18 protein-coding genes are annotated in these 17,729 nt (G+C 49.2%); 8 read left to right on the plus strand and 10 right to left on the minus strand.

All coding sequences use genetic code 11. The features are described from left to right. Positions 1–16: 16 nt before the first annotated feature. Positions 17–463: a DUF3788 domain-containing protein gene (locus FWG96_04415; protein MCL2032492.1), complete on the minus strand. Its 447-nt coding sequence runs from the start codon at positions 461–463 to the stop codon at positions 17–19. Positions 464–636: 173 nt separating this feature from the next. Here FWG96_04415 and FWG96_04420 point away from each other — a divergent pair, with 173 nt between their 5' ends. The 5 genes from FWG96_04420 (at position 637) to FWG96_04440 (ending at position 5,512) form a co-directional block, all read left to right on the plus strand. After that, positions 637–2,268, plus strand: a complete 1,632-nt coding sequence (locus FWG96_04420; protein MCL2032493.1) for a TCP-1/cpn60 chaperonin family protein — start codon at positions 637–639, stop codon at positions 2,266–2,268. 61 nt (positions 2,269–2,329) lie between these two features. Beyond that, entirely contained in the window at positions 2,330–2,602 is a 273-nt protein-coding gene (locus tag FWG96_04425) for a hypothetical protein (protein MCL2032494.1), read from the plus strand. Between the two features lie 514 nt (positions 2,603–3,116). After that, positions 3,117–3,884, plus strand: coding sequence for a recombinase family protein (locus tag FWG96_04430; protein ID MCL2032495.1), 768 nt, complete (start codon positions 3,117–3,119; stop codon positions 3,882–3,884). Beyond that, a complete protein-coding gene (locus tag FWG96_04435) occupies positions 3,881–4,735 on the plus strand; it encodes a recombinase family protein (GenBank protein ID MCL2032496.1) in 855 nt (284 codons plus the stop codon). The genes FWG96_04430 and FWG96_04435 overlap by 4 nt, the downstream gene beginning before the upstream one ends. 438 nt (positions 4,736–5,173) lie before the next feature. After that, complete coding sequence (locus FWG96_04440) at positions 5,174–5,512, plus strand: hypothetical protein (GenBank protein MCL2032497.1); 339 nt, start codon at positions 5,174–5,176, stop codon at positions 5,510–5,512. 1,007 nt (positions 5,513–6,519) lie between these two features. Here the strand turns inward: FWG96_04440 and FWG96_04445 are convergent. From FWG96_04445 to FWG96_04485, 9 genes are all read right to left on the minus strand, one after another. After that, positions 6,520–7,404, minus strand: coding sequence for a serine protease (locus tag FWG96_04445; protein MCL2032498.1), 885 nt, complete (start codon positions 7,402–7,404; stop codon positions 6,520–6,522). Between the two features lie 98 nt (positions 7,405–7,502). Next, positions 7,503–8,012, minus strand: coding sequence for a hypothetical protein (locus FWG96_04450; GenBank protein ID MCL2032499.1), 510 nt, complete (start codon positions 8,010–8,012; stop codon positions 7,503–7,505). A 94-nt stretch (positions 8,013–8,106) separates the two neighbouring features. Next, positions 8,107–8,718 carry a sel1 repeat family protein gene (locus tag FWG96_04455; protein MCL2032500.1) on the minus strand — a complete coding sequence of 204 codons (612 nt, stop codon included), beginning with the start codon at positions 8,716–8,718 and terminating at the stop codon, positions 8,107–8,109. Between the two features lie 10 nt (positions 8,719–8,728). Beyond that, positions 8,729–9,631, minus strand: coding sequence for a sel1 repeat family protein (locus tag FWG96_04460; GenBank protein MCL2032501.1), 903 nt, complete (start codon positions 9,629–9,631; stop codon positions 8,729–8,731). A 32-nt stretch (positions 9,632–9,663) separates the two neighbouring features. Continuing rightward, on the minus strand, positions 9,664–10,353 hold the full coding sequence (locus tag FWG96_04465) for a hypothetical protein (protein ID MCL2032502.1): 690 nt from the start codon (positions 10,351–10,353) through the stop codon (positions 9,664–9,666). Further along, positions 10,325–12,046 (minus strand): YgiQ family radical SAM protein, encoded by a 1,722-nt coding sequence (locus FWG96_04470; GenBank protein MCL2032503.1) that lies wholly within the window; start codon positions 12,044–12,046, stop codon positions 10,325–10,327. The genes FWG96_04465 and FWG96_04470 overlap by 29 nt, the downstream gene beginning before the upstream one ends. Before the next feature lie 9 nt (positions 12,047–12,055). After that, positions 12,056–12,535, minus strand: a complete 480-nt coding sequence (locus tag FWG96_04475; protein ID MCL2032504.1) for a GNAT family N-acetyltransferase — start codon at positions 12,533–12,535, stop codon at positions 12,056–12,058. 108 nt (positions 12,536–12,643) lie between these two features. Next, a complete protein-coding gene (locus FWG96_04480) occupies positions 12,644–13,123 on the minus strand; it encodes a GNAT family N-acetyltransferase (protein ID MCL2032505.1) in 480 nt (159 codons plus the stop codon). Further along, positions 13,120–13,974: a pyridoxamine kinase gene (locus FWG96_04485; GenBank protein ID MCL2032506.1), complete on the minus strand. Its 855-nt coding sequence runs from the start codon at positions 13,972–13,974 to the stop codon at positions 13,120–13,122. Before FWG96_04485 ends, FWG96_04480 begins: the two co-directional genes overlap by 4 nt. A 99-nt stretch (positions 13,975–14,073) precedes the next feature. Between FWG96_04485 and FWG96_04490 the strand changes: the two genes are divergently transcribed. From FWG96_04490 to FWG96_04500, 3 genes are all read left to right on the plus strand, one after another. Continuing rightward, positions 14,074–14,532 carry a DUF3784 domain-containing protein gene (locus FWG96_04490; GenBank protein ID MCL2032507.1) on the plus strand — a complete coding sequence of 153 codons (459 nt, stop codon included), beginning with the start codon at positions 14,074–14,076 and terminating at the stop codon, positions 14,530–14,532. 153 nt (positions 14,533–14,685) lie between these two features. After that, the gene (locus FWG96_04495; protein MCL2032508.1) at positions 14,686–15,612 is read left to right on the plus strand and encodes a hypothetical protein; all 927 of its coding nucleotides are present in this window, start codon (positions 14,686–14,688) and stop codon (positions 15,610–15,612) included. Between the two features lie 66 nt (positions 15,613–15,678). After that, on the plus strand, positions 15,679–17,727 hold the full coding sequence (locus FWG96_04500; protein ID MCL2032509.1) for an ATP-dependent DNA helicase: 2,049 nt from the start codon (positions 15,679–15,681) through the stop codon (positions 17,725–17,727). Positions 17,728–17,729: the final 2 nt, after the last annotated feature.

The following is a 17,729-nucleotide window of genomic DNA, read 5'->3' on the forward strand; positions in this document are numbered from 1 at the left end:
CGTTCAGGAAATGACGTCAGTTGCGTTCTTTGATGCCGATAAGCTTCATGACCGCATCCCTGTCCTCGTCATCTTTCACATCTGTCATGAAGCTGCGCCCTTCCGCATACGGCCTGGCCTCAGAGATGGCCTTAAGGATATGCGGCGGCAGGTCCGAACCTTGCGCTGCGCATACGGCCTTCTCTCCGAGAACGAAGTTCGCTTTGAAGGATCCTTCCAGAGGGATAAGGTACACCAGGGTCCGCTTGCCGCTCTTCACAACGAGCGTCCAGCCCGCATCTTTGCTGTAGAATTTCCATTCTCCGCTCACATCCTTGTAAGCGGATGCGATGTGCCCCATGACACGGTCCCACAGGTTTTTTCTTTCCCCCAGCACTGTCAAGACCATATCTTCGTCCGGCTTGACGGCTTTATCTCCGAACGCACTTAACGACATCTTTCCGCTTCCTGTAACGTATTGCATGATATTTTATCTATCTCCCGGCCAGACACCAAGCCTATAAAAGCCGTCGGCAATATTGAGGCCGGCGATCGCGTGGACGAAGTCTCTTTAACTAACAAAGTTAGAACAAAATAGAAAACGTTAATATAGAAGAACAAAATTACCAGACTAATCAAATAAGGAGAAATCATCCTATGTATGCGAACGGAAATCAACCTATCATTGTGCTGAAAGAAGGCACAGAGAGAACAAAGGACAAAGAGGCTCAATTCAATAATATCTCGGCCGCCAAAGCCGTGGCCGACGCCGTAAGGTCCACGCTCGGACCCAAAGGAATGGACAAAATGCTTGTTAACACCATCGGAGACGTTGTGATAACGAACGACGGTGTGACGATCCTCAAAGAGATCGAGGTTCAGCACCCTGCGGCGAAGATGGTCGTCGAGGTCGCAAAGACACAGGACAACGAATGCGGCGACGGTACGACAACGGCGGTAGTGCTCGCGGGAGAACTTCTCAAACAGTCGGAGGAACTCCTCGACGCGAAGATTCACCCCACGGTCATAACGAACGGATTCAGGATGGCCGCTGACAAAGCGTTAGAGATCCTGGATGAGATAGCGGTAGACGCTACCAAGGACGAGATGCTCAAGAGGGTGGCCGTAACATCGCTGACAGGAAAATCCGTCGGCGAAGAGTACGAAAAACTTGCAGACATAGTGGTAAAAGCGACAAAGTCCGTTATGGAGGACGGCAGGGTCGACGCCGATAACGTACGCGTCGAAAAGAAGGTCGGCGGTGTCATCGGGGATACATACCTTGTTCAGGGCGTTGTAATAGACAAAGAGGCCGTGCACTCCCGTATGCCCAAGAGGGTGGAGAACGCAAAGATCGCGCTCTTCACCGCATCTCTCGAAGTAAAGAAAACAGAGTTCGATGCTCAGATACAGATCTCTGACCCCGCGGCAATGTCCGCCTTCCTTGCAGAGGAAGAGAACGCGATGAAAGCGATCGTAGAGAAGATCAAAGAGGTCGGCGCGAATGTCGTATTCTCGTCAAAAGGAGTCGACGAGCTCGTCCAGCACTATCTCGCCAAGGCGGGGATACTTGGTTACAGAAGGTGCAAGCAGAGCGATGTCGAAGCCATCGCGAAGGCCACCGGAGGAACCGTTGTGGGGAGTGTCATGGAAATATCCAAGAAAGATCTCGGGACGGCCGGTCTTGTAGAGGAGAAGCTGGTCGGAGAGGACGGAATGGCATTCATCACCGAATGCAAGAACCCCAAAGCGATGACGATCTTCGTACGCGGCGGGACCGAGCACGTCATGGAAGAGGTAGAGAGGGCGCTCAACGATGCGATACGCACGGTCGGGGTCACCCTTGAGGACAAGAAAGTGGTCGCCGGAGGCGGCGCGCCCGAGATCGAGCTGTGCCTGAGACTCTCCGAGTACGCCTCGACGGTGGGCGGCAGGGAGCAGCTTGCTATTGAGAAGTTCGCAAAAGCGATGGAGATCATACCTTGGACGCTTGCGGAGAACGCGGGACTCGATTCCATAGACAGCATCATTAAACTGAAGAATGCCCACGAGAAGAAGAAGGACGGGAAGTACTATGGTCTGGACCTTTGCTCCGGAGAGGCAGTTGACATGCTCAAAAACAATGTCATCGAACCTTTGAGGGTCAAAGTTCAGGCGATAAACTCTGCGGAAGAGGTGGCGAACATGGTCCTCAGGATCGACGACGTCATAGCCGCGCGCAGAGGTGCCCCGCCGCAAATGCCTCCGGGCAGAGGCGGACCCGGCGGAATGCCGCCTGGCATGATGTAAGATCAAACTCCAGGGAGGGCAACCCCCCCCCTTTTAATAAAAAATTCTCGAAGGTGATATCATGGGATTCTTCAAAGACCTTGGTGAAGAACTGGAGAACGCGATCGACAGAGGCGCAAAGATGATCGATGAGGCGGGATTCAACTCAAAGATCAATGACAAGAGGCGGGAGATCGACAAGGTCGAAGAGGAGCTTGGAGAGCTCTTTTACAAAGCATACAAGGACGGAGAAGACCTCTCCGGCATCGGCGCCTACCTATTCAAAAAGATAGACGACCTCTATGTTGATATCGAGAAGATCGAAGCGGAGAAAGAGGCCGCTAAGAAATCATAAGCCCAATGCAGCCTCACAACAGCTTCGAGACAGATTTATTTCAAACTACTTTCTCTCATCTAGTTGGATGATTTCATTTTCAAAGAGAGGATGAAGGATTATGAAAACCTTGGTTGACACCAATGTGCTTATCCTTTGAAGTGCTCGATGTCGATCACGATAATCTTGATCTGATGTCGACGATCTCGAAGATGGATTGCTGGCTTTCTCTGCCATAAGGAACGGAATAGGTGCAGTCATCACCAGAAACGAAAAAGATTTCTGTGAAGCAGAGATGACCGTTATAAATCCCAAGGACATCGGCAGACGCCTTGGCCGTTATGTTGAAGGAGGAAACGTTGTGATTGACAATACCTTTGACAATAGGCGTTATTCGCTGCCGGAAAAGAGTCCTAGGATGTGTGAAAGTAATAATCAATATTTTTAAACTTTATTAAGCTATAAGCTTTAATTGTATCGCTCTACTCTAAGCTTTTTATACTCCGCCACTAATATTGTGCATGGATGGGAATCCATGCGAGCAGCACTCTACGTCAGGGTATCCACGGAAGAACAGGCAAGAGAAGGGTTCTCCCTGGACGCACAGACCGAAAGACTGGAAGCCCACTGCAGGGTAAAAGGCTGGACTGTATCCGGCATCTATAGGGAAGAAGGATATTCGGGAAGGAACACAAGCCGCCCGGAATACAAAAGAATGATGGCCGACCACGAGAATTGGGATGTTCTTGTTGTTCTGAAGATGGACAGGATACACCGTAACAGTGTGAACTTTACCATGATGATGGACGATCTGAGGCGCAAAGGCAAAGAGTTCAACTCTATGCAGGAGAAGTTCGATACAAGCACCGCGATGGGAAGATTCGTGATGGACATATTCCAAAGGATCGCTCAGCTGGAAAGTGAACAGATCGGCGAAAGAGTGAAGATGGGCATGGTCATGAAGGCCAAGTACGGCACCGGGTACATGGGTTCCGGAGAAACATACGGGTATGTTTATGAGAGAGGTTCTCTGACTGTTGTAGAATATGAAGCGGAGGTCATCAGGAATATCTACTCTATGCGCTGCGGGGGGATGTCGCTGAGGTCCATAGCGGACACATTGAACAATTCTTTCATTCCCCCCAAGAAAAGCGTAAAATGGACGCACCAATCTGTTTCAAAGATACTGCACAACCCAGTCTATGCGGGTTACAAAAGATGGGATGGTATCGTAAGCAGCGGAGAGCATGCCGCGATAATCGGCCAGGACGTTTTCGAATCGATCAATGGCCCGATCGGATGAGGGCCACTATGAAAGCGGCCGTCTATGTAAGGGTGTCAACCGAAGAACAGTCAACGGAAGGGTATTCGCTGGAAGCGCAGAAATCGTCTCTCCGGGATTATTGTATCGCAGAAGGCTGGGAGATCGCCGACATATATGAGGACGCGGGATATTCCGGAAGGAACATCAAAAGGCCTGAATACACAAGGATGATGGATGACCTTGACAAGTGGGACGTCATGCTGGTCCTGAAAATGGACCGTATCCACAGGAACAGCCGGAACTTCATGAACATGATGGATGACCTCAATAAAAGGGGGAAGAAATTCGCTTCGGCGATGGAATCTCTGGATACGAGCAACGCTCTCGGAAAGTTTGTTATCGATATGATACAGAGGATAGCCCAGCTGGAGAGCGAACAGATCGGCGAAAGGACCTATATGGGAATGAAAGAAAAGGCGGAATCCATGTCCAACACCGAAAAGGAAAGCAGGACAATGGGGTTCAACGCGCCGTATGGATATGATCTCAACAACGGGATACTTCTTTCCATGCCTGAAGAGCTAGAGGTTGCCAGAGAAATATTCACGGAGTATCTGAAAGGGTCCACAATGGATGGTATTGCATATAAACTGAACAGAAAGGGCCTGCTGACAAAGAAAGGAAACCCGTGGAATATCTACAATATAAGGAATATTCTTCACAATCCTATATATGCAGGATATATGCGTTGGGATGGAACATATATAAAACATTTTGCAAAAACGGCAGTATCATCGGATGAATACAACCGAGTTCAGCACCTAATTTCCTCCAAGACCAGGGATTCCAGGAAGAAGAAAGTCGAAAATATACCTGATGATCCAGAGTAACCTGGATGTATGTTACATCAACTCATATTTAAGGCTTTCTTTTATTTTCCCTATGCTGGGTTTTTATAGATATGTGTGCAACCCATATTCTCCTGCTACCGAAAAACAATGCTCTGGGTCTTTTGAAAAGCCCATTTTTGACCGAGGTTATTTATATTATCTAAGTAGAATTACACCCTTGAGGTTAACCCTCAAAAAGGAGGAAATAAAATGGTAGAATGCCAAAAATGTTTAGACCCAACGTCGTTCGGTCTATTTTTGGTCGCAACAGTATCGTTACCCCTAGCGCTCTTTAACTTGATAGGGCATGATGTAGCTGGAGAGAGTGTATTCGGTGGTCCCGGAACCTTGTTCTTCACGCTAATCGGTGCGATGATAATTGTTGTGGCAATGCTTGCATACAGATCTGACAGTAATTTCGGCTTTGTAGTGTTCGGATTGGTTGGTACAGCAGTCCTTATGACCGGACTAGGTTACGATGGTGGCGGATATGCAGAAGGACTGGGTGTCTTTTTCGGAGCAGGTGCTTGGGAGAATCTTACCTTTGCGATAATGTTCGTACTTGCAATAATATGGTCCATATTCGCAAAGACCCCGAAGAACCTGTCCCTGATATTGGTCACGACGACCCTGATATTCTTGTTCGTAGGACTTAGCGGTCTGATTGATGGCGACTATTGGCACTGGCTAATAGGAATCGCAGCGCTGCTCAACTTCCTGTTGAACGTATACCTTGCATTTGCTTTGGCGCTCGACGGCAAGCTCCCGATCTTCTGATCGGAATGCAAGATCAAACCTTTTTCAAACTCTCTTATTTTTTCTATCCAGTGTAAATAAAGATATATCTCATCAGAGATATTGGGTCTTGAATAACATGAGGCAAGATAAGAAGAACAAGCTGACGGCAATATTCGTGGTCCTGATAATGGTCTTCGTTACTTTCGTAGTAGCGGCGGCATGGCTCGCAGAAAACATTTGAGAGTAAATTCATATATTGCAATTAGTTAAGCTCATATCTTTATTGCATTAATTAATTGCAATCAGACATCTCTTTTTCACATCCTAGGTAATTATACTTTAATAATTAATGCAGTAGCTTAACTTATTTAATTATTATAGTACAACAAAGGCGGTCACCGCAGACAGACGCATATCTGATATCCTGGAGCCGCCGATAAATGAACGATTGGGGCGTGAACTAAAGCGCCCTCGGCGATCACGCCGATATGTGGTTTAAGGAGATAACCGGTGGCTCCAGGATACCTGCCGTAGATTGGCCGAGGGATATTTAAACCGCGCAGGAGCAGTGCATGGGGCGGGATTCATTCTTTGATCGGAGTTCAGCAGACATCTTAAAGATCCGAAACACAAGGCTTGTAGCTCAGTATAGATCGTTTCGCTTCAGAATGAGAGGGGTCTTTGAATAATTGTACGAAACGCGCGATGCGTCTATACTTTTTGTCGATTTGCAACGTATTCAACTTGATACTCGGGAGACCGTCGTTGACACACTTGCTGATATGTTTGGTCAAAAAGATCATTTTCTTGAATGTTAGAGGATATTGAAGTGAAAAATGCATCAGAAAATGAATATTTACATCGGTTTTCTGATTATTATTGATATACTATTATTAATTAAGCTAATATCTAAATTATATTAATTAATTGCAAAGTAATATCTTTTTTTCGTTAAGAAAATAGTCCTTCTTTAATAATTAATGTAGTAGCTTAACATGCTATATTAATGAAGATATGTCGTAATTCACAAAAAACAGCCGGACTTTTTAACCGATTATCCTGTAGCCGTGGTTGTCTCCGTCAAGTTGGAATTTTACGTTACGGTCTCTCAGAATGGACATGATGGTCTTAGCGTGTATGCCTATGCCCACATTTATGAATTGATTCTCAACGACCCTCTTCCCCTCGTACTCCGCAGTGGGCTGGAAACCGAGAGGCATATGCGCTGTCTGAACCTGCATAGCATAGATCCTTCCTTCTTTGTCGTAGATGGGACCTCCCGACTGTCCTCTCAGGCCCGGCGAGGATGTCTCTATATACAACATCTCGTAGTTGCCTTCTTTGCTCCTTTCCTTTTTCAGGACGTTCCGCGTATGTATTCCGTCGTTGGGGAACAGCGGCAGCGGAAGCACGCCCTTTTTTATGCGGAAAGCTTTGCTGCTTTCGTCGAACTCCGATTCGATCTGAGCAAAGGGGAACCCGAGCCTGCATACGCTGGTCCCGGGTTTTAGGGATTCCGGCTCCCTGAAAACGGGGTATTCTGCTATCCACTTTGGATCGAAAGGCTCCAGTCTCCCCACGCAGATGTCGATCTGCCTGTCCACAAATGCCTCGACAAGTCTGACCCCGTCCCATGCCCACCAAAAGGAATGATTGGTCAGCCACTCAGGGTCTGTGCGAATGGTATTGAAAGGGGAGCCTGAATCCGAGTTCCTCGATGAGTTGAGCTCATTTACTTCTTTGATCTTGTTCTGATCATTTTGGAATTTAACAAAAGAATCGAACATATGTCCGGCGGTGATTATCCACCCCTCTCTGTTGATCACAATGAATGCTCCGCAGGTAGCATTCACTTTGCCGTCCATCTGTCTGGTCGAGATGATCAGGGGTCTTGTGAATTTGGCCGCTTTTTCGCAGGCATAAGCAAACATACAGGACTCTGAATGCCCTTGTAGTATAAATTGTATCCCAGAATGATTGGCGAAATGATATTCCGAAAAGAAATAGGTTTATGGGGGCGGGTGCCCCTTTATTGCTGTTTCACTATCGCATCGAGAAGTTCCGGGATGTCCAGCACGGCGCTTCCGATGGAATACACAAGATTCTCGTCCGCAAGTATCTTATCGATCACATTCGGATCTGTAAGGGCCATTCTGCCTATGTGCATGACGTATGCTCTGGCGAGGTCCTGAGCATACTTCACTTTGATGTCCATCGCTTTGGTGTCTTCGGCGCGGTCCTCTTCAGAGAGGCCCGGGAGGTAGAAATCAGTGTAGAGGCGCAGTGACTGTTCCGGCAGGGAGGCGATGTCCCAAAGGTCTCCGGTGAGGTCGTTGCTTCCGTCCTTAAGGTCGTCTATTATCGACTTGTATCCCAGAATATCCTTCTTAAGGAATTCCATCATATCGAGGCATTTCTCCGCCTCATCACCCATAAGGTTAGTTGCTTTTTCCTCGAACTCATCGATCTCCATGACCTTACGTCCGATCGCCGCGCGCATGAGCAATACCTGCTCTCTTATGTCTGCGTTCCCATCCATTTTTTCCACCACTTAGTGTTCAAAGCCTGAGCTTATAAAAGTATATACGCTATCTTTATATAGCCTTTTTCTTTTTTCGCAGTTTCTTGTATATTCAGTATATTTTATCGCAGGATACTTTCTTTGCTTTTTTGCCGCAGAACGGGCATTCTTTACGGATAACTTCGATCCCCTTATCATCTTCCATCACGAGCTCCGGGCCCATATAGGTGTCCATGATCCTGATGGTACCGTTCAAAGCGGAGTCAAGCATCTGCTTGCAGCACACGGCTTCGATCTCTATATCCGATATCTCAAGGTTCAAAATGGGTCTGGATCTGAGCTTTCTGCTTATCCTCTCCGACATTCTCGCTATGAGCCTTTCTGCATCCTCTTCCGCCCCCGGAATGCCCATTTCGGCGGCAAAAGCGAACATATACAATGCTTCCCGATCGTTCTGTTCGACGCCGAGACCGCCTTCGTACATCTTGCCGAGGACATACATCGCGACAGGGTCCAGAGAGGTTGCCGCTTCCGAGATGAGCTCGTATGCTTTTTCAAGGTCGCGGTCTACGCCTCTGCCGTCAAGATAAAGGAATCCGAGGGTCCTTCTTGACGCAAGATGCCCGTCCTCGCTTGCTTTGATGAGCAGTTCAGCGGCCTTTTTCATGTCACCGCCTTCATTGAGGATCATGACGGCCTCGTCGTACATTTCGTCAAGGTCCATGTATTCCCCTTCAGACACGTTCGCCACCTTCGCTTTCAAGATCTGAAAGCAGTTTCTTTGCCTCCTCGCTTCCGCTTGAGGACGCGAGTCTCAGCCATTTCATTCCCTCTTCTCTGTCTTTCTCGACTCCGAACCCTTCCAGATAGTACGCGCCGACATAGTACATGGCGCCCAGCATACCTCCGAGAGCAGCGTCGAGGAACCATTTGAACGATAATTCCGGGTTGGGGGGCGATCCCAGGCCGTGTATGATCCCAAGGCGTTCCATTGCGAAGGTGTCGCCCTGCTCAGCAGCTTTACTGTACCATTCGGCCGCTTTCTTCAGATCTGTTTTCACTCCGATCCCCATCTCATAGCATACGCCGGTCTGAAATTGAGCATTGATATTTCCGGCGGAAGCGGCGTTTTTGTAAAGTTTGAAGGCCTTTACCACATCTTTCTCTACGCCCAGTCCCTCCTGATAAATGAAGGCCAAAGAATTCCTGGCCTCAGAGTTCCCCTGCGCGGCGGCCTTCCTGAACAACTCTGCCGCTTTTTTGTAATTCTGTTCTACTTCAACGCCGTCCATATATGCTATCCCAAGGAACAGCTGGGCGTCGCTTATTCCCGCCTCGGCGCCCTTCGCGGAGTATTCCACCGCTTTTTGCGTGGTCATATTTGTATAACGGTGCGACATGAACATTCGCACAAGGAGGGTCATAGCGCCCGGCTGCCCCTTCTCACTTGCAGACTCAAGAAGTTTGAATCCTTTCTCCGCGTCCTGTTCGACGCCCATTCCGAACAGGCAGGCCATTCCCATAGCATACAGTCCGTCGGGGTCGCCTTTTTCGGCCATCCTTCTCACTTCATCAAGATCCGCTTCGAACGCCCCTGTATCTGTTTCGAAAACAAATCCTTTATTTTTTTCTGACACGGGGGTAAATAGGCCGTCTGTTTTATATCGTTTCACTTCAGCCTTGTCCTTATGGATTTGAGATAGCTCTCGGCCTCTTTGTACTTAGGATATTTTCTCTCTTTGTTTCTGAAATTTTGGTCGTGAGCCCGCCTGCCGGGCCTGTAACCCTGCGCTAAATGAAGGGATTCGTGATATACAACATAATCCAAAACGAACTCCGGCACGGAGATATCGTCCAGCGCGGAGGAAACCCCGACCACCCTCATCATCGGCGAGCAGAACCCCATCTTCGTTACATTGGGAGTCTTTGTCCACGAAAAGAACGAATTATCGATGCTATCGGGTTCCAGAAGCCCCGAGTCGAGAAGCCGATCCAGAGATCCTATGAGGTCCCGTTCGTTTCCTTCCGGCGATCCGGTGAGGTTCCTGCTCCTTCTCAGATAAATCTTTCTCTTGCTGTTTATGTACTCGTCGGACCTTACCCAATCCAGGTATGTCCCGCCGTATGCCGGCCTTTTGTCGGTGATGGTCTGAACCACCGTTCTGGAGAAATCCTCGATGACGCCGTCGGGTGCGTCGATAAGATAGTCCGAGACCATCACGTCAACAGAATCGCCGGTTCTTTTCCAGAAGGCTTGGAACTCCTTGCGGCCGTAAAAGGAAGCGGCCTTCAATTCCAGGCCGTGCTCCGAGACGATCGGCGAGACGATCTTAAACAGTCTTTCGTCGTTTCGTATCATTTCCCACCGTTTTTGGCCCAAGCAGGGCATCTTTCTGTTTTTGTTTCATCTGCATCGAATGTTCCGATTTCAGGTTCTTGGTGTTGTCGTAATCTCTTCGGGTATGGTACATCATTGTGGATACCGTAGACGGCGTGGGAGTGAATATCTGGACCTGTTCGGGGTTGGTCCTGAGTTCTTTGTGCACAAATCTGTTCAGTTCTTCCATGTCTTCCTGATAGCACCCCGGATGCGCCGCCATGAGATAATATGTAAGGAACTGGTCCTTTCCCTGCCGGATATTGGAATCGTCGAACATCTTTTTGAACTCGATCAGTATGCCCGGACCGGGCTTCTGCATCAGTTCGAGAACATGGGATACCGAATGCTCGGGAGCGATCTTGAGCTGCCCGGAAACGTGGCTTCCGACCAATTGATCGACGTATTCCTTTCCGCTTATGCGGTCCGACACGACCATATCATACCTTATCCCCGAAGCGACGAAGACTTTTTTCACGCCGGGTATGCCGGAGATCCTTTTCAGGAGGGATATCTGCCTCGAATGGTCGATGGGAAGATGAGAGCAGGGTTTCGGGTAAAGGCATTTCTTATCTCCGCATGCTCCCTTTATGAGCTTCTTTGAACACTCTATACCGTACATGTTCGCGGTAGGTCCCCCCACGTCATAGATGATGCCGTTGAATCCCGGCGCCGAGGCGATCCTCTCCGCCTCTGAGACCAGAGAATCCTCGGACCTTGAAACCACGGTCCTTCCCTGATGGACGGAAATGGCGCAGAACGAGCACCCACCGTAACATCCTCTGTGGGAAGTGATGGAATTCTTTATCGTCTCCATAGCTTTCACTTCCCCGTCTTTAAGATAATACGGGTGCACGGCATTCTCGTAGTCCATGGAATAGACCCGGTCCAGTTCGTCCGGGGTCAGATTTCTGGAGGGCGGGTTCTGGACGAGATATCTGTCTCCGTGCTTCTGATAAATGCCCTTGGAGATGATAGGATCGCTGTTCTCGTAGAATATCCTGAAGGCTTTGATGAAATCGTCTTTGTTGCCGGCGCATTCCTCATACGACGGCATTTTGATATGGTCCTCCGGAGGCTCTTTGCCTATCCGGCATATGCCCCTTATACCATTGACGTCCTTTTCATCCTTCATTCTCTCCGCTAGTTCAAGATTCGACAGCTCGGCCATGCCGTAAGTGATGATATCGGCTTTGGAATCGAAAAGAATGCTCCTTCTCACTGAATCTGACCAGAAGTCATAATGCGCGACCCTTCTCAGGCTTGCTTCTATCCCTCCGAGAACTATCGGCTTTCCCTTAATGTGCTTCTTTATGAGGTTGGCGTACGCGATGCAGGCACGGTCAGGACGGCGGTCGTTCACACCGCTGGGGGTAAAATCATCATCCTTCCTTCTTTTGTTGGTCGGGGTGTAATTGGCGACCATAGAATCTGTGGATCCGGCGGTAACGCTCCAGAACAGTTCCGGCTCCCCCAGCCTTGTGATGTCCTTCTCAGAATCTATCACAGGCTGGCATATGATCCCCACCTTGAAACCATGCTCGATCAGCCAATGGCCTATGACCGACGCCCCGTTGTAAGAAGAGTCTATGTACGTATCGCCGGAAACTATCACCACGTCAAGGTTCTTCCAGCCTTTCTTCTTTATCTCTTCTGGGGTCGTCGGTATGAACATCGCTTTTTCTTAAAAGCGGTATTCCATTATATAATCATCCAGAAAGAACCCGTCTCCGATATCCTCTTTCCTCTCTTCGACTATGGTGAAGCCTTTATGGGTATAGATACTGATTGAGATGGTGTTCTCCTTGTATACGCGAAGGTACAACTTCCTCATCTTCATATTTCTGCACCACTCCGCTAGAATGTCTATGGCCTCGGAGGCGAGTCCTTGCCCGCGGAAATCTTTCAATATGTAGATCCGGCTCAGCAAAACCGTGTCACTATCCCGCAGTACGCATATATATCCGACATTAACGTCGTCCTTTTTGATGAAACAGTACAAGTATCCCTCGCACATCTGCTCTTTGATCGCCAACTCAGACTGGAATTTTTTCAGAACATACTCCGGCAGGTCCCTATCGGGGAATGTACTGTAATAATCTGTCCAAATCTCTTTGGCCATTTCGGCTAACTCCTCAGCATCGTCGTATTCGCAGAATTTCATTCCTACTCCTTCCTTCTATATTCGTCCCCCTACGTTTTCCGCAGAGCGTTCAATAAATATATATTATTTACTTTCGTACGCGCAACCGAAGGGCATTGCGGGCACCGTTCAGAAGAGATATTCCGCAATACGGTCGTACATGAAGTGGCCGCCGCCTATATCGACCGTCTCATCCCGAACGATCTTGAAACCTTTGTGCAGATAGATGTCAATGGACGATACGTTGTCCTTGTTCACGCGGATGCGGACCTTTTTCTTCTTAAGCATCCGCCCTTTCTCCAATATGTCGTCCAAGGTCCCGGAGCCGAGACCCTTCCCGCGGAACTCCTTCGATATATAGAACTTGCTTATGAGGAGCGAATCGCTTTCCGGCACTATGCAGAAGTATCCCGCCTTGGTGTCACCCGCCATGATGAACGAATAGAGATATCCGTCGCCGATCTGCTGTCTGATGGCTTCCTCCGTTTGGAACCTGCCCAGGATGTACTCGGTATCATCCATGCCTATGATGGTTGGATAATGTTCCATCCAGATGTTCCTGGCCATTTCCGCCAGCTCCTTTGCTTCATCCGTGCCGCAGAATCTCAATATCCTCCCTTCCCGATAATGCGGACCAGTTCGCTCAGGCCCTCTTCGAAATTAACGCCGAACCTTGTGTCGGTTCCCGCGTTCTTTGTCCTCAGGATACTCTTGGAGGTGAACTCCACGGCCGCCGCATTCGCTTCGGCGAGGTCCGATCCGTTCATAAGCGCGGAAACGACGACCGAACCGAAGACGTCGCCCGTGCCGTGATAATAACCCTCCACCAGATCGCGGAAGGAGTAGGATATCGCTCCCGTTTCCGTATCATATGCGGCCGCGCCGAGATGTTCTTTGTCAAAAAAGACGCCCGTCAGGATGATCTTTTTCGGACCGATGCTCCCGAGCCTTCTCAGCAATCCTTCGATATACTCTTTCGAATACGGCCCCTTGGAATATTCCTCTCCCAGAAGAAGGGCCGCTTCCGTTATGTTAGGAATTATCACGTCGGCCTTCTCGCATAGTTTCTTCATTCCCATAGGAAAATCTTTGCTGAATACGGGATAAAGTTCCCCGTTGTCGGCCATTACGGGGTCCACCACGATCAAGGTATTCTTTTCTTTTGCCTCTTCGAATATCTTCGATACGATATCGATCTGCTCAAAGGAACCGAGGAATCCCGTGTATATGGAATCGAAACCGAGATCCAAGGTTTTCCAGTGGTCCCAAATGGGAAGAAGATCGTCCGTGAGGTCCCTGTACGTATATCCGGTAAATCCCCCCGTATGCGTGGAGAGCACAGCGGTAGGCATCGCCACGCACTCGACCCCCGTTGAGGATATTATCGGCAGAGCTGCGGTAAGCGAGCACTTCCCGAAGCAGGATATATCGTGTATGGCGAGGACCCTTTTCTGAGCCATAGGGTCAGTTAAGTGCTGATCAATAATAATACGTTGCTGTAAAAAGAAGCCGCGGGCAGTAAATATATTCTATTGATATTGCAATACAGTTCCCATTACATGAGAAAGATCTCCAGAGACTACCTCGCATACCTTGCGGTCGCATTCATGATACTGGGCGTAATCTTCATATCGCTGTCCCAAGGATACCTGTCATTTTCGATGTATCCTGCGGTGATATTCCTCTTTTTCGGTTTCATTTCGATATACTGGGGGATTTATTATATGAAGAAGCGCGAATCATTCGATATCACCATTACTACCAGCTTTTTCATCAGAAAAGAGAACCTGGAACATTACGATACGCAAAGAATGATAAGGGATATGGGAAAAGTAATGATGATCATGGGGATCTTCATCATCGCGGGTGGATCGGTATATTTCTTCATAGAAAGTACGGGAACAAGGTCCTTGATATTATCTGTTACGTGGATTGCAGCCTTAGCAATTCTGGTCGGATTCTTGATCGTCTGCAGAAAAAGCAAGTACCTGAAAGAACCGGGTTCGTCCTCACGGTGAAAAAAGCAGAAGCACCGCGCAAAAGCGATGGATCTGTTCAACATCCTAACGTTTATCGGCAGTAAGCCGTAGATTGTTGCGGATTATGCGCCAACAAAGCCGTGCCGGTTTGAACAAAGTCAGGGTTTAAATCAAAAGATAGCATAAGAGTAAATGATGTCTCCATCGCTCGACGAGCACCTCGAAGCAGTATTGCAGGACTGCAATGATAGGATCAACCGGCTGGAGGAGTCCGGGTGCTCGGATGACGAAATGCTGGACGCCCTGATCAACAGAGGCAGTGTCCTTTCGATGATGGAGTATTACATGTCGGCACTGTCGGACCTCAATGACGCAGTCGATATCATCGTCAAAATGGAACGCGCCGGTAAACAAGCGGACCCCGGAAGTTTCATCAGAGTGTTCGTTTCCAGAGGGGAGCTGTATGCGGAGAACGATCCGGACCAGATGGCTGAAGACTACGCGATCGCATCTGCCCGCCTGCACGAATTCGGCGAAGATTCCAAACTCTACGACAGGAAGAAGGTGATACAGATGTGTCTGGACTGCTGCGAGGACCTTTTGAGCGGCGGACACCCGGAAGGGACCTCGCCATTCATCGACAAACTGTATACGATGCTTATCGGACACGATGATGACTGGTCGAAGAACAGATATCTGGAGACGCTGGTTATAAGCGCACAGTCGATGGAGGAAATGAACATGGAGGATCAGGCCATGGAGTTTTTCTCCGAAGCGATCGGCGCCGGATACGAGCTCTTTGAAAAGGGCTCGCTGGAGGACATGATGTCCCTGATATTCGCTTTTGTTCTCAGAGGGGATATTGAGCAGAAGAAAGGCCTTCTTGAGCGGTATCTAATAGACAGGAAGGCTGCGATCTCTCTTCTAGAAGAGCTTATGTCAATGAACAAACTTGACGATATCCAGGTGTTGATAAGGCTGCATCAGGATGTCGCAAATACATATCTTACGCTCAACAGGGTCAAGGAGGCGGAGGAGCACCTCATGAAAGAAGTCATGCTGAGTATGGATGGGGCGGAAGAATATATCAAAGAATATGTGGACAGGGACAAGCGCTGAGCACTTTCAGTATATTCGGGCACCCCTGAATTAACATTATAAAAGGAACAGGCTTACTGTGATTTGATGGAGAATACATTCTGCTCAAACTGCGGGTCTTTGGTCTTACCATATCAAAAGAAATGCGGTTCATGCGGGCGGAATGTGGATCGGTCGTCGGAGAACGGGCTTGCTAAGTTCGCAAACGCGGGACAGCCTCCGAAGAAGATGGTCGAAAAAGAGAATCCGGAAGCACCCTACCTCCCCTACGAGCCGAGGGAGATGCAGCTGGATATCATCGCCGACATCAGGAGGGCCATCGATGAAGAGAGGCACATCGTGATGGAATCTGGGACCGGAACGGGTAAGACCATAGTCTCTCTCGCAGCCGGCCTGGAACATGCGAAGAGGACCGGTAAGAAGATAGTGTACCTCACAAGAACGATATCTCAGAGCGACCAGGTCATGAAGGAACTGAAGGCGATCTCCGGCATCAAGCCGGTCTCCGGAATAACGATCACGGGAAGGAACAAATCCTGTCCCCTGTTCTTAAGAGAGGGACTGGATGACCTTCCGCCCAACGTATTGTCGCTGATGTGCGACGAAAGGAAGAAGAAAAGTCTGAACGATGGAGCAGGCGGCTGCAGATACTTCGACAGGACAACCGCGCAGGTCAACTACGTCGTCGATTATTGTCTCAAAGAGTTCCCCACATCCGCGGAGCTTGACGCGCACTGTGAGAAGTTCGGTTCCTGCCCGTATGAGATGAAGAAGATCCTGATGAAGCACATGGATGTGGTCGTCGCTCCGTACATCCATATCCTGTCGGAGGACATCCGAACGAACTTCATCGCCAACCTCGGAGGCGAAGACGTCCCTCTGCTCCTGATAGTGGACGAAGCGCATAATATAATAGATGCGGCGAGGGAACAGGAAAGCTTCTCAATAACAATGAGGATGATCGACGCCGCGATCGAAGAATGCACAGTGACCAAGACATCCGATGTGCTGAACGGCATAAAGGTCGAGGACGTCATAAAAGCCGTAAAGAGTGCCGTGAAGCAGCTGGCCACTGACAACATACCTTTTGGGAAGACCGAATTCAGACTTGGCAAGGACGCTGTGGAGAACATAATCATGAAACGCTTCGGAATGACCAGGAGCGATCTGAATAAGGTGATAGAGGAGATGATAGACGTCGGCGAAAAACGAACGGATGCCTTGGCAGAGAAGGGGAACCCCCAGATCTCGGAGATATACGCCCTGGGCGTAGCTCTGAAGGACTGGGCGATGTCCGACAATGACAGGTATGTAAGGTCGGTGAAGACCTCGGAGAACGGCGAATATCTTTTCGCAGCGTGCATAGACCCGTCCGACATAGTTAAGTTCATGCAGGAACAGAAAGGCGCGGTGCATATGTCGGGTACGCTTCAGCCCTTAGAACAATATTACAAGATCATGGGACTCCCCAGGACGACCATTGCCAGGACGTACCCGTCACCGTTCCCGAAGGAGAACAGGTCGGTCGTATACGTTGACGACGTGACCACCAGATACGAAAAAAGGGATCCCTCTATGATCGCCCGCATAGGAAAGAGGATCTCCGATCTCTGCAATGCAGTCGACAGGAACACGCTGGTTTTCTTTCCGTCTTACAAAATGATGAAAGAGATGCGCTCGGTCCTCGAGAGGGATATCGGCAAGCCGCTATATTGGGAGGAGTCAGGCCAGCAGAAGAGGACCATGAGGGCGCTGGACGCTTTCAGAAGGGGTACCGGCGGGGTATTCTTCAGCGTCATGGGCGGGTCCATCGCAGAAGGCATAGATTTTCCGGGCGAGGAACTGTGCTTCACCGTGATAGTGGGAATACCATTCACCCCGCCGTCCCTGGAGCAGAAGGCGATGTCCGAGATGTTTGATGCCAGATACGGGCCGGGGACGGGATGGAAATATACGACAGAGGTCCCCGCCGTGAGGAAGATAAGACAGGCCATCGGAAGGATGATCAGGAACGAGACAGACTACGGCATGGCGGTCATCCTGGATTCGAGGATATCCGAATACAAAAGGCCGCTGGAGGCCACATTGTCCAAGGATCCGGTGAAGGATGCCGTCGAATTCTTTTCGAACAGATAAGA

This window comes from Candidatus Methanoplasma cognatum (assembly GCA_009777615.1).
GTDB lineage: Archaea > Thermoplasmatota > Thermoplasmata > Methanomassiliicoccales > Methanomethylophilaceae > Methanoplasma > Methanoplasma cognatum.